This is a genomic window from Ruegeria sp. SCSIO 43209 (assembly GCF_019904295.1).
Taxonomy (GTDB): Bacteria; Pseudomonadota; Alphaproteobacteria; order Rhodobacterales; family Rhodobacteraceae; genus Ruegeria.
In genome coordinates, this window is the sequence record NZ_CP065360.1 from 193,196 (window position 1) to 205,204 (window position 12,009).

13 protein-coding genes are annotated in these 12,009 nt (G+C 58.6%); 5 read left to right on the top strand and 8 right to left on the bottom strand.

Annotated elements, in window-relative coordinates:
• Window positions 1–35: 35 nt before the first annotated feature.
• The 3 genes from I5192_RS19160 to I5192_RS19170 all read left to right on the top strand — a co-directional run bounded on the left by I5192_RS19160 (window position 36) and on the right by I5192_RS19170 (window position 2,774).
• A complete protein-coding gene (locus I5192_RS19160) occupies window positions 36–347 on the top strand; it encodes a DUF2933 domain-containing protein (protein WP_255612174.1) in 312 nt (103 codons plus the stop codon).
• Window positions 348–386: 39 nt separating this feature from the next.
• Entirely contained in the window at window positions 387–560 is a 174-nt protein-coding gene (locus I5192_RS19165) for a hypothetical protein (RefSeq protein WP_170417885.1), read from the top strand.
• 117 nt (window positions 561–677) lie between these two features.
• Window positions 678–2,774, top strand: a complete 2,097-nt coding sequence (locus I5192_RS19170; protein WP_170418009.1) for a protein-disulfide reductase DsbD — start codon at window positions 678–680, stop codon at window positions 2,772–2,774.
• Window positions 2,775–2,783: 9 nt separating this feature from the next.
• Here the strand turns inward: I5192_RS19170 and I5192_RS19175 are convergent, their stop codons facing one another.
• The 5 genes from I5192_RS19175 to I5192_RS19195 form a co-directional block, all read right to left on the bottom strand.
• Window positions 2,784–3,242: an ATPase gene (locus tag I5192_RS19175; RefSeq protein ID WP_170417881.1), complete on the bottom strand. Its 459-nt coding sequence runs from the start codon at window positions 3,240–3,242 to the stop codon at window positions 2,784–2,786.
• A gap of 114 nt (window positions 3,243–3,356) precedes the next feature.
• A complete protein-coding gene (gene ccmI / locus I5192_RS19180; protein WP_170417878.1) occupies window positions 3,357–4,505 on the bottom strand; it encodes a c-type cytochrome biogenesis protein CcmI in 1,149 nt (382 codons plus the stop codon).
• Entirely contained in the window at window positions 4,502–4,990 is a 489-nt protein-coding gene (locus I5192_RS19185; protein WP_170417876.1) for a cytochrome c-type biogenesis protein, read from the bottom strand. The genes ccmI and I5192_RS19185 overlap by 4 nt, the downstream gene beginning before the upstream one ends.
• Window positions 4,987–5,556 carry a DsbE family thiol:disulfide interchange protein gene (locus I5192_RS19190; RefSeq protein WP_170417873.1) on the bottom strand — a complete coding sequence of 190 codons (570 nt, stop codon included), beginning with the start codon at window positions 5,554–5,556 and terminating at the stop codon, window positions 4,987–4,989. Before I5192_RS19190 ends, I5192_RS19185 begins: the two co-directional genes overlap by 4 nt.
• Before the next feature lie 4 nt (window positions 5,557–5,560).
• Window positions 5,561–7,555, bottom strand: coding sequence for a heme lyase CcmF/NrfE family subunit (locus I5192_RS19195; protein ID WP_170417870.1), 1,995 nt, complete (start codon window positions 7,553–7,555; stop codon window positions 5,561–5,563).
• Window positions 7,556–7,791: 236 nt separating this feature from the next.
• On the opposite strand from I5192_RS19195, the gene I5192_RS19200 reads away from it, so the two are divergent.
• Window positions 7,792–8,901 carry a transporter gene (locus tag I5192_RS19200; RefSeq protein ID WP_223118359.1) on the top strand — a complete coding sequence of 370 codons (1,110 nt, stop codon included), beginning with the start codon at window positions 7,792–7,794 and terminating at the stop codon, window positions 8,899–8,901.
• 4 nt (window positions 8,902–8,905) lie between these two features.
• Here the strand turns inward: I5192_RS19200 and I5192_RS19205 are convergent, their stop codons facing one another.
• On the bottom strand, window positions 8,906–9,571 hold the full coding sequence (locus tag I5192_RS19205; RefSeq protein WP_050605729.1) for a hypothetical protein: 666 nt from the start codon (window positions 9,569–9,571) through the stop codon (window positions 8,906–8,908).
• A 259-nt stretch (window positions 9,572–9,830) separates the two neighbouring features.
• On the opposite strand from I5192_RS19205, the gene I5192_RS19210 reads away from it, so the two are divergent.
• Complete coding sequence (locus I5192_RS19210) at window positions 9,831–10,886, top strand: tyrosine-type recombinase/integrase (RefSeq protein WP_223118360.1); 1,056 nt, start codon at window positions 9,831–9,833, stop codon at window positions 10,884–10,886.
• A gap of 57 nt (window positions 10,887–10,943) precedes the next feature.
• Here I5192_RS19210 and I5192_RS19215 read toward each other — a convergent pair whose 3' ends face one another.
• Complete coding sequence (locus I5192_RS19215) at window positions 10,944–11,288, bottom strand: type II toxin-antitoxin system RelE/ParE family toxin (protein WP_170514516.1); 345 nt, start codon at window positions 11,286–11,288, stop codon at window positions 10,944–10,946.
• Window positions 11,285–11,542, bottom strand: coding sequence for a type II toxin-antitoxin system ParD family antitoxin (locus tag I5192_RS19220; protein ID WP_170514513.1), 258 nt, complete (start codon window positions 11,540–11,542; stop codon window positions 11,285–11,287). The genes I5192_RS19215 and I5192_RS19220 overlap by 4 nt, the downstream gene beginning before the upstream one ends.
• Window positions 11,543–12,009 lie beyond the last annotated feature (467 nt).

The following is a 12,009-nucleotide window of genomic DNA, read 5'->3' on the forward strand; positions in this document are numbered from 1 at the left end:
AGCAGAGGTCTCCAATCCAAATTTTGGAGTTGAATGTGAAAGAAAAACAGACTGCAAACGCGCCGCAGGCGTCAGTACCGGTTAGCGGCGGCAAGATAATGAAATGGGGCATGATGGTATGTTGCATTGCCATGATAACGCCGATCGCTCTCTACTTGATCGCCGGCGGGACGGTTGGTGGGCTTTCTGACTCCTTGGGTCTTTTCGCACCGTTGATCCTGTGCCTCGGAGCCCATTTCTTTATGCACAAGGCGATGGAAAAATCCTGTCATTCGAACAAATCTGAATCGGAAAGACCAAAGGCAACAGACGCCGCGGTCGGACCGAACCCAGTACACCGGCAATAATCTTCAATCATGAAGCTTTGGTGCTCAAGGTTGGCCGCCATGTCGCTGGCCGCTCTTTCGCTGGCGGCTTGCGCACCACGCCCTAAACTATGCCCGCTGCAACCGCCGCAGCCTGAATACGCCCTGCCCCAAGGTTGCCGGGTTCAATGGGAGGGCGCGGATGGCGGGGCCTATTTCATCTGCGAAGACGGGCGCGAAGGTTTCGTGAGCTGATCGTGGGGATGTGACATTCCGGCTCGTTGACCCTCCAGCGCTGGAATCTGGCAGAGACGGGTGCAAAACAACCGATGGCAACGCGCAATGGCAAGAACACTCCTAAATTTATGTATTATGATCTTGGGGTTAATCTTTGGCCAGACTTCCGCCGGGACAAGCCTTGCAGCTACATCCCAAGCGTATGAATCAGAGCCCCTGGTCGCACACATAATTACCGCGCAGGACGGGATCGCGCCTGACGTCAAGACGATCACTGCAGGACTGCATCTGAAACTGGGCGAAGATTGGAAAACCTACTGGAAGTCGCCTGGTGAGGTGGGAATTCCGCCCAAGATCACTTGGAACGGCTCGCAAAACGTCAGCGACGTACAGTTTCACTGGCCCGCGCCGATCCGTTTTCGCGCCTTCGGGATCGAGAATTTCGGGTACAAGGACGAAGTGGTCTTTCCGCTGACCGTCACACTCGAGAACCCCGGAGCGCCAGTTGACTTGAAGGCCGCTGTGACAACGCTGATCTGTTCCGATATCTGTGTGCCGGTCGAGTTTTCGCTGGACTTGTCGCTGACTCAGGGAACGGGTCGGGATCAGGACTCGGCCCGGCTTATAAATGCCTTTCTGTCGCGGGTGCCAACCACGGGAAACACAAGCGGAATGAAGTCCGACGCCGCGACCCTGGATACCGAGTCCGAGATGCTGACGCTGAATTTCACCAGCGACCTGCCCTTTGATGCGCCTGATGTCTTTCCCGACATGGGACGTGACACCGCGTTTGGTGCACCCGACATCCGGCTCGCTGGCGACAGGCGTCAGCTATGGGTGCAGTTCCCGGTCCTCGCTCTGGCACAGGACCCCCCCGCCTTGTCCGTCACGGTTACCGACACCAACCGCGTGGCCGAGTTTTCGCCCCGTACCGACGCTCCCCCTACCCCGCCACCATATGAGATCGCGGCCGCCGAAACTTCAGCCAGCGCGCTGGTCTGGATCATTTTGCTGGCGGTGGGCGGCGGGTTGATTCTGAATGTCATGCCCTGCGTACTGCCAGTGCTTTCGATCAAGCTTTCCTCGGCGGTAAAGGCTCGCGACCGCTCTGCGGCTCAGATTCGCGCCGGGTTCCTGGCTTCGGCAGCCGGAATCCTGACATTCATGTGGCTGTTGGCGGCTATCACCATTGCGGCGCGGTCGCTGGGCTATTCCGTCGGCTGGGGCATCCAGTTCCAGAATCCGCTTTTCCTTGCGGTGATGATCGTGGTGCTGGCGGTTTTTGCAACCAGCCTCGCGGGCTTGTTCGAGATCACGCTGCCGCAGTCGCTGAACACCCGGCTTGCCCATGTCGAAAAGGGCCGCGTGTCGCTGGTCGGGGATTTCCTGACCGGAGCCTTCTCAGCAGTTCTGGCGACGCCCTGCTCGGCCCCCTTCCTCGGCACGGCGGTGGCCTTTGCCCTGACCGGCCGACCGGTGGATATCGTGGCGATCTTCACCGCAATGGGGGTCGGGCTGGCCATTCCTTACCTGCTGGTTGCAGTGCACCCGAAACTTACCGCCGCTCTGCCTAAACCGGGGCGTTGGATGGTGGGATTAAAATGGGCCCTGTCGGCGGCACTGCTGACCACGATCGGCTGGTTGGTCTGGGTGATGGTCGGGGTGGCCGGAGACACTGCTGCAACTGCTACCGTGCTGGCTGCAACTGTTCTGGTCCTGTTGATCTGGAAAAGTACGATGATGCCACCCGTTTTGCGCTGGACAGCCCTGTTGCTGACGCTGACCGCAGCGTTTGCCGCACCGGTTGCGATTGCCGGCAAAGACCGGTCCAGGCTGCTTGAACCAGCCGGAGAGATCCCTTGGATTACCTTCAGCCGCCCCGAAATCGCCCGCCTTGTGTCGCGCGGCGAGGTGGTTTTCGTCGATGTCACAGCCGACTGGTGTCTGACCTGCAAGGCCAACAAAGCGCTGGTGCTGGAACGCGGCGAGGTTCTGGCAACACTGCAATCGGACAAAGCAATTCCGATGCAGGCCGACTGGACCCGCCCCGACGATGTGATCGCCCGTTTCCTTGAGGACAATGGACGGTTCGGGATCCCCTTCAACATCGTCTACGGCCCGTCGGCCCCCGAAGGCATCGCCCTGCCAGAGATCTTGACCACGAACGCCATTCTCGACGCGATGGAACAGGCCGCGCCGATTGCGGGCGGAGCCGTGGAAAGCGGATCCTGACCCCGGAGTTCACATATCCCGGACGCGGTTGCTCTGCTGCGCTAAACGCATGGTCTCGTGCTCTTCCATATCCAGTATCGCCTGAAAGAGTTCGCGTGCCTCGGGTATCTCGGCACGCCCGTGCAAATACCGATATAAGTCGATCACCTGATTGTGAAGATCGAAGACCGCTTCGCAGATCTCATCGACGCTCATCTGTGCGAACGGCCTGTCGCAGGCGCGATGTGGGTCGATCGGCTCATTGCCCAAATAGTCATATACCCAGGTGTTGAGCGCTTTGGGATCGGCTCGTTTCACGAAACCATCGACGATTTTCTCCAGAGCAGCCTCATGATCGGCGAGGTAGGTAAGCAACATCCTGGCCAGCTCCTGCTCTGACTGTGTCGAACAGTGGGCCAAACATTCGGCGAGCCAATGATGCATTTCCCGCGTCCAGACAATTAGATCAGAAAACGTTTCAACTTTCATGGTCTCAACCTCCTAAAGATCGGCATGCGATAGCCTAAACCGGAATTTTCCAGATGGCTCACTGGGCATCAGCGCGAAGTCGGCGCCGGCCCGATCCACGCCGGGCTGCGGGAATCAACCCCCCAGTTCCAGCAATGCCCGGTCGATTGCCACCTTGCGCGGATCCCCCTGCGGCAGGTCATCCGCCAGATCCCTTGCCCTGCCATAGGCGTTCCGGGCGCCGTCGGTCTCGCCCAGCACCGAATAGGCGTTGCCCAGCCGCATCCAGCCGTCCAGATCGCCTGGGTTTTCCTGCATCCGGCTCGCAAGCCGTTCGACCATCGAGCGGATGAAGGCCTGCCGGTCTTCGTCTGACATCTCCTCGGCCGCCGCCACCTGATCGGCAGTTGGGCCGGGCATGGAAGGGGCAAAAGCCGCCAGATTCACCGGAGCCCGTCCGATCGACGGGGCGATGCGGTTAAGCTGGGCCACAAAACTCTCCATCCATGGCCGGAACTCCTCTTCGGCGTCCATCCGCGTCTTCAGTAGGTCATAGGCCTTATCAGGCGATCCAGCCTGCTCCAGACCAATGGCTTTGTAGAATGTCGCTGCTGGGTTCGATGGGTCCAGTTCCAAGGCTCGTTCAAACGCCCGATCGGCCTTGGGCGTAACGACACCGTCATCGGCATAGACCAACGCCTCGCCATATTGCGACACCAGCGCTGAATTCGCATTGGGTCGGTCCAGCAACCCCTCGAACGCGTCTGCGGCATCTCCAAAGCGTCCCATACGCATATAGGTCTGAGCCAACAACACCCATCCCTCGGTTGGCCCGCCGGTTTCATCCGCCTCAAGCCGCGACTTCAGGCGCACGGCAAGGTCGGCGATTTCACGGGCTTCGGCCTGCTCCCCCTCGCGTTGGGCAAATGGCTGGCTGGGGATGTAGGGACTACCCAGTTGCCAATAAAGACCGGCTCCGAGCGCTGGAACTACCAGCGCGGCAAGTAAAATCAGCGCACGCCCGGAATGGCCCATTATCGCTTTGTCGTCCGATTGCCGGTCAATCGCCTTCAGGCGACGTTCTATCTCGGCTCTGGCGGCCTTGGCCTCTTCGGCTGAGATAATTCCTCGTTCCAGGTCCTTCTCCACTTCGCCGATCTGGTCGGAAAAGATGGCAGAGGCGCTTTCGCGTCTCGACAAGTCCGAGGTCTTGCGCCCCAGGCCGGAGAGGGCGAGCGTCAGAAACACCGCCACGGCCATGAATGAAAAGATAATCCAGATCATGCGTGCGGCTCCGTGAGTGAATGGTTTTCGGGATTCCGTTCTTCGCTCGCGCCGCGTTCCGTCTCTTGTTTTCGCGACTTCCGATATCGGCGCGCATTTTGGGTCAATACCGCTGCAGTCGCGATACCACCCAGCCCCAGGATGACGATAGGCGCAACCCACAGAATGTAAGTTGATGGCTTCCATGGCGGGTTGAACAGAACATAGTCGCCATAACGCGCAACCAGAAAGTCCATAACCTGCTGGTCCGTGTCGCCTGCCACCAGCCGTTCGCGCACAAGCAGACGAAGGTCGCGCGCCACGCCAGCGTTAGAACTGTCGATGTCTTGGTTCTGGCACACCACGCATCGCACCTGTTTCGAAATCGCCCGGGCCCGCTCTTCCAATACCGGATCTGCAAGTATCTCGTCGGGCTCAACCGCGAATGCCGGCTGCGACACCAGCATCGCCAGAGTGACCGCGGTAATTACAATGCGACGTATCATGACGCCTCTCCTCCGGCCGCCCGCGCCTGATCCAGCGCGGTGCGCATCTTTGAAATTGCCTCGTCGCCCAGCACCGGGCCGACAAAACGGAATACGACCTTGCCCGCGCCATCAATCACAAAGGTCTCCGGCACGCCGGAAATCCCCCATTCGATCCCGGCTCGGCCGTCCAGGTCGGAACCGATGCGCTCATAAGGGTTGCCCAGATCGTCGAGCCATTTCCGCGCGTCCTGCGGCTTGTCTTTGTAGTTAATGCCCATCAGGCGAATGCCCTCATCGCGTACCATACGCGTCAGCACCGCATGTTCGGCCCGGCAGGGCACGCACCAGGACGCAAACACGTTGACCACGATCGGAGCTGACCCGTCATTTTCCACCAGATCGGTACTGGACAGCCCGTGGGTATCCAGCCCTTCGACCGGCGGCAAGTCGAACTCAGGCACCGGCTGCGAGATCAAAACAGACGGGATTTCGTTTGGATCGCGATCGGGATTCAGTCCCCATAGCAGGAAGGCACCCAGGATGCCGGCAATCGTAATTGGGAACAGTGCAAATAGACGTTTCATTGCCCTACTCCGCCGCCACCGCAACGGAGCTCTGCCCAGTCCGTTTTCGTGGTGCACCGACGCGTAGACGCCGATCGGAGAGTGACAAGACACCACCAAATGCTAACAATCCTGAACCTATCCAGATCCAGACCACCAATGGCTCATACAAGATACGCAGGGTCCATTTGCTCTGTTCTGATTCCGCCGCCGGTTCCGATATTGAGGCGTAAAGGTCCCCTGCCAACGTCGTTCGAATTGCTGACTCGGTCGTACTGGTACCCGCCACGAGATAGGCCCTGCGCTCGGGTTGAAGCGTGGTGACATAAGCGCCATCGCGAAATACCGTCAGTGTGGCCGCGCGAGACAGATAGTTCGGACCGCGAAGCTGTTCCACACCGTCAAAACGCACGTCGAACCCTGCTATCTCAATCTGTGTTCCGGGCTCGGCAAAAGTCACGACCTCGGATTTCCAAGCGCTGGACCCGATAAAGCCGATCATACAGACAGCCAACCCCGCATGGGCCACGACCATGCCGTAATGAGAACGCGGTAGGCTGCGGGCCCGACGCAGGGACTCGGCCAACGGTGCCTCACCCAGCTTAATTCGGCTGGCCCACTCTGTCAGCACAGCGCCCAGCAACCAAACCGCAAGGCCGATCGACACTACCGCCAAGGCTGGGCCGCCGGTATCCAGATACCACACAAGCAACGCTACGAGCAGGCTAACCCCGGCCACCCATTTGAGCCGGGACAGAACACCGCGCAAATCCGCCCGCTTCCATGACAACAGCGGCCCAATCCCCATTACAACGACTAGAACCAGCATGATCGGCACGAAACTGGCGTTGTAATAAGGTGGTCCAACCGAAATCTTTTCACCTGTCACAGCCTCAAGCAAAAGCGGATAAAGCGTACCGAATAGAACCGTCGCCGTTGCGGTGGCCAGCAGCAGGTTGTTAATAAGCAAACCGGCCTCGCGGCTGATCGGGGCAAAAAGACCGCCGCCCTCCATCTCCGGTGCGCGTATGGCAAACAGCGTCAATGAACCACCGATCGCGACAGCCAACAGCGCCAAGATGTAAATGCCGCGTTCGGGATCGACCGAAAACGCATGGACCGATGTAAGCAAGCCTGAGCGGACAATGAATGTCCCCAACAAGGACAACGAGAAGGTCAAAACGGCCAGTAGGATCGTCCAACTTTTGAAGCTGCCGCGCTTTTCGGTCACAATGGCCGAATGGAACAGCGCTGTGCCAGCAAGCCAGGGCATAAACGAGACATTCTCGACCGGATCCCAGAACCACCAGCCGCCCCAACCCAGTTCGTAATAGGCCCACCAGCTGCCCAGAACGATACCAAGTGTCAGAAACACCCAGGCCGCCAATGTCCAGGGTCGGACCCACCGCGCCCATGCCGGATCGACCCGCCCCTCAATCAGGGCAGCCACGGCGAAAGAAAATACGATAGAGAAGCCGACGTAACCCAGGTATAGGAACGGCGGGTGCATAGCCAGGCCGACATCCTGCAACAGCGGATTTAAATCCTGACCATCCAGCGGTGCCGGAAACACCCGGTCAAACGGGTTCGAGGTGAACAGCATGAATGACAGGAACCCCGCGCTGATCCAGGCCTGCACTGCCAGAGTGCGCGCCTTGAGTTTCAGTGGGATGTTCCGAGCCAACAGAGACACACCCAGCCCGAAAATCACCAATATCAGAATCCACAACAGCAGCGACCCTTCGTGGCTACCCCAGGTCGCAGCCACCTTGAAAAGCATCGGTTTCAGCGAATGAGAATTGCTGGCCACATTTAGCACAGTGAAATCGCTGACCACGAAGGACCACATCAGAGCGGCGAAGGCGATAGCAACCAGCGCTGTCAGTAGGACCGAGGTCGCAGATGCCGATCGCATCCACATGACATTGTTCCGTGCTGCTCCAATCAAGGGAAATACGCTTTGCACCAAGGACACGGCCAGGGCAAGCGCCAGGGCGAACTGCCCGATTTCCGGTATCATTCCAATCCCTCCGGATTTCCGGTTTTGCGGCCTTGTCCGACAATCCAGCGCTGGAGGGTCAAGCGCATTATTGCCGCACCCCCTTCGGCTGATGCATGCTTGACGAGCGCAAATCTGGCCGGCGGCCTTGACCTTCCAGCGCTGGAGACCCCCACCATTTCGACTTCACCGATGGACGTACCGAACACTTTGTTTTCAGGGCAGGGACTCAGGAAACAAACGAACACGAGGGCATCATGACACGGAGCAACAGCAAGATTACGTGCGTCTGGCAACGCCTCCAGGCTGTAATACTGGCTGGGGGGCTGAGCCTTGGGTCAACTGCCATGGCCCAACCGGAAACCCGTCCGGCTGACAACGTGGCGATGAACCCGCAAGCCTCCAGCAACATGTCAGGTATGGGAAGCATGTCCAGGATGATGCGCCCCGACGCGGTGCCGCCAACGGGTGTCGTTGGCGGTATGCATCCACCCGAGGGTGTTTTGATGCCTGTGTTCTCTTACATGAACATGGAGATGGACGGAAATCGTACCGGAACGCAGTCGCTGTCTACCTCGAACGTTCTGTCGCAGTATCCGATCGCGCCGCTCAGCATGAGCATGAACATGGCGATGGTCGGCCTGATGTACGGTGTGACCGACGAGATCTCGGTGATGGCGATGCTGCCCTATACCCGCAAGACGATGAAGCACCAGACCCGCATGGGCCAGACCTTTAAGACCAGGGCACAGGGGTTTGGCGATCTGAAGATCATCGGCGGATATGATATCTACAAATCCGACGGGCAGGTGCTGGAACTATCTCTTGGCCTCAGTCTGCCGACTGGCTCGATAGACGAGACCGACACCACGCCAGCTGGGCAGGACCAGCTGCTGCCCTACCCCATGCAACTGGGTTCAGGCACCTACGACCTGCTGCCGGGCGTCACCTATACGGGCCAGAACGCGGATTGGTCTTGGGGCGCCCAGCTGGCCGCCGTGATCCGGATGGGTGAGAATGATGCCGGTTACACCTTGGGTGACGTCTATTCAGCAACAGTTTGGGGTGCACGGCGCTGGAATGACCAGTTCAGCTCCTCGTTGCGGGTGGTCGGCGACATCGTGGAAAACATTGACGGGTCGGATGCGCGCCTGAACCCAGGCATGGTGCCCACCGCTGATCCGACCCTGCGCGGCGGCCAGTTTCTGCGTATCGGAATCGGAGTGAATTACCTTGTGCCGGGGTCGGGCGTTTTGGCGGGCACGCGCCTGGGTATCGAGGGCGTGATCCCTGTGTATCAAGATCTGGATGGGCCCCAGCTTGAACGCGATTACGCAGTCTCCTTCGCGATACGCAGGGCGTTCTGACCCTTCAGCCCCAAACCGACTGTAAACGGACAATCAGCGCCGCCGCGGTGGTCAGAACGACCACTGACACCGCCATCAGTAGCAGGGCCAATGTCACAGGTCCGCCGCGCCCAGGTACGCGACGTGCCAGTTGGGCTGCAAATCCAGTACCGTGGGCGATCTGGCTCTGAACGACGGATAGGTATAGCGGCAGCGCTCCGACCAGCGTGGCGTACAGGTAAACGCCTGAGATGTTCTCGAAGTAGGCGGAGCGTACCAGCGTCGGACCGACTACCCGCAACGCCACTACGGGATCACCGCCGAAAGACCCGAACCAGTCTGCCGAAAGCGCGTAGATCAGCGCGTGCAGCGCGATGAACAGGACGGCCCGTAGCAGCAGGTCAATTAGCAGATACCGGGCCGGGATGGCCCCCCTGCCCCGCGCCCTTACCCCAACGGCGAAAAGAAAAAAGCTGAGATAATTTAAAAGGAAAACGACCGGCAACCCATTCGTCACCACCTGACGCAAAAACCGAACAAACGCGGGACCACTGTTCAGGAGGTGCGTCGCAAAGCCCGGCGTGCGCAAAACGAAGATGGCCAACAGCGGAAACAACGCAAGGCAACTGACGATCAGCGTGTTTCTGGCAAACTTCCAGAAAGGCAATTCAGTGGCAAAATATCTGTTCATTTCATTTAGTTTGCCAACGGTTCCAGCGCAATGTCGATGCCAATTGGTTTACAGACCTGCGACAGAACCTCCGATTTTATTATTCCGCAAGCCCTCTACCTACTTTACGCGCAAAATCTGTTACTTTTGCTCGTTACTTTTGTTGCGCTATCAGTTTCAAGTTACACTCGATAAGTATCCCTTATCAACATAAAGTGAATCCGCCTTACAATGACGGCCTCTCGGACATCTATTGGAATGAAGACGCAGAATGGACCACATGAAGCCCCCTGCCCCATATCTCCCGGCCGCCTTCCCTGCCCTCTCGGACACGGATCAGGAGGCGCTCACTGATCTTTATGTGCGCGGCACACCGGAAAACACGCTGCGGGCCTATGAACGGGATCTGATTTATGTGACGGCCTGGAAGGCGACGCGTTGCGGATCGGCGCTGGACTGGCCGGAATCCGAGGCCACGGCGCTGGCCTTCATCCTCGATCATGCCCGCGATCTCGGAGATGCCCCGGACACAGACATCGCACTTCAAACGGCGGAGACACTTATCGCGCAAGGGCTGCGCAAGTCCCTCGCCTGCCCGGCACCGTCGACACTGGACCGGCGCATCGCCTCCTGGCTGGCCTTCCACCGGATGAAGAACCTCCCCTCCCCGTTGGACGCGCCGCAGATCAAGCAGGCCCGCGCCAAGGCAAGACGTGCCGCCGCCCGGCCCCCGGCCCCGAAATCCGCCCATCCAATCACCCGCGATGTGCTTGAGCAGCTGCTGGCCACCTGCCGCGGCTCGCGCCGGGATTGTCGCGACCGGGCGATCCTGATGCTGGGCTGGGCCTCAGGCGGTCGGAGGAGGTCCGAGATCACTGGTTTGATGTTTGAAGACGTCTCGCTGAAGGAATTCGACGAGAAAGGCCTGGTGTGGATCTCGCTCCTGGAGACCAAGACGACAACCAAAGGGGAAACGCCGCGGCTGGTGCTGAAGGGCCGTGCGGCACAGGCGCTGGTGCACTGGGTCGAGGTTGGACAGATTAAGAAAGGGCCACTGTTCAAACCAGTCTCAAAAGCGGATCGTGTGCTGAAACGTCGGCTTAGCCCGGATGCGATCTACCAGATCGTCAGACACCGGCTGAAACTGGCGGGTCTTCCGCAGGATTTTGCCTCTCCCCACGGGCTGCGCTCGGGGTTTCTGACCCAAGCCGCCCTCGACGGCGCCCCGATCCAGGCCGCCATGCGCCTGTCCCTGCACCGCTCGCTCGCACAGGCGCAGAAATACTACGATGACGTCGATATTGCGGAGAATCCAGCTACAGAACTGTTGGGGTGAGCGCTTACGGATTGTTTAAAGAGTTCGTAGCGCTAGGGAGATTTCTAGCTGCAATGCCTATGTCCCGTTCCCCGTCGCATCCGTCAACGCAGCCAGCGCAGAAACATGTCGCGGCAGATCGCAACGGGAATGCAGGATATCGATTATGACTACGCTATCCGGCTGGTCGAAGTAGACCAGGAAATGCTCTCCTGCCCGTACAAAACTGAGATCAACCGCCTCCTCGACCAATAGAGAACAACTGCGGCTGGCCACCCTACCCTCGGTGATGGCTTGGCAGCGCGCTATCAGCTCTTGTTCGTAAAGATCAGCCTGATGCGGTCCAAACTTATCGATGGTCCAACGGGCAATTTCCACCAGGCTGGATTCAGCACGGCGTGTTAGTCGAAAGGGTCGGATCACGTTTTGGCTCTTGCCCTTGCGAAGGCACGACGGATCGCATCCGAACCGCTGCCTTCTGCCAGATCTCCAGCCTGAGCCTGTGCCACACCCTCCTGCAGGCCTTGCTTAAGAGACTCCAGCCCCGCTTCTTCCCGCTCCAGAAGACGAAGTCCCGCACGCAACGCTTCACTAGCGTTCTGATAGCGACCGGATGCAACCAGATTCTGCACCAGTTGGTCTTGCGATTCTGTAAGTACGACGTTGCGGGTTACCATGGCTTAGGCCTCCTCCTTGGCAATATATGCCAATGAGGCTGTCGGTTCAACGATTGAGGACATAGCCTAAGTAGTTTAGTCGAGCTGGTCTCATTTCTGAGTAGTGCTTTAGCTAACTGTTTTCTTTTGTTCGAGAAGAAGATGAGTTTTGGTCCACCACGCTTCCAAGGACGGACGAACGTGTCTTGAAACAGCGCCTCAACCCGGATGCGATTTATCAGATAACACGCCTTAATCCACGGACTGCGGTCTGAGTTTCTGACTCATTGGCCTCTGGGGGCCCCCAATCCAAACCGCCATGCGATTGTCACTGCACCGCTTCATGGCACAAGAGCAGAAACACCGTGATCATTACGTTGTCGCCGAAGTCCGAGCGAACGCCTTAAAAAGGGGAGAAACATCGGTTCAATTGATCTGCAGCATCAAATTTTTGTACAGTCGCGGCGCAATACATCAAAGATCAACTC

What these genes read in the sequence shown, in the direction of transcription:
- I5192_RS19200 (WP_223118359.1), top strand. Translation starts at nt 7,792, where the DNA reads ATGACACGGAGCAACAGCAAGATTACGTGCGTCTGGCAACGCCTCCAG.
- I5192_RS19210 (WP_223118360.1), top strand. Translation starts at nt 9,831, where the DNA reads ATGAAGCCCCCTGCCCCATATCTCCCGGCCGCCTTCCCTGCCCTCTCG.
- I5192_RS19195 (WP_170417870.1), bottom strand. Translation starts at nt 7,555, where the DNA reads ATGATACCGGAAATCGGGCAGTTCGCCCTGGCGCTTGCCCTGGCCGTG.
- I5192_RS19170 (WP_170418009.1), top strand. Translation starts at nt 678, where the DNA reads ATGATCTTGGGGTTAATCTTTGGCCAGACTTCCGCCGGGACAAGCCTT.
- I5192_RS19205 (WP_050605729.1), bottom strand. Translation starts at nt 9,571, where the DNA reads ATGAACAGATATTTTGCCACTGAATTGCCTTTCTGGAAGTTTGCCAGA.
- ccmI (WP_170417878.1), bottom strand. Translation starts at nt 4,505, where the DNA reads ATGATCTGGATTATCTTTTCATTCATGGCCGTGGCGGTGTTTCTGACG.
- I5192_RS19190 (WP_170417873.1), bottom strand. Translation starts at nt 5,556, where the DNA reads ATGAAACGTCTATTTGCACTGTTCCCAATTACGATTGCCGGCATCCTG.
- I5192_RS19175 (WP_170417881.1), bottom strand. Translation starts at nt 3,242, where the DNA reads ATGAAAGTTGAAACGTTTTCTGATCTAATTGTCTGGACGCGGGAAATG.
- I5192_RS19165 (WP_170417885.1), top strand. Translation starts at nt 387, where the DNA reads ATGTCGCTGGCCGCTCTTTCGCTGGCGGCTTGCGCACCACGCCCTAAA.
- I5192_RS19185 (WP_170417876.1), bottom strand. Translation starts at nt 4,990, where the DNA reads ATGATACGTCGCATTGTAATTACCGCGGTCACTCTGGCGATGCTGGTG.
- I5192_RS19220 (WP_170514513.1), bottom strand. Translation starts at nt 11,542, where the DNA reads ATGGTAACCCGCAACGTCGTACTTACAGAATCGCAAGACCAACTGGTG.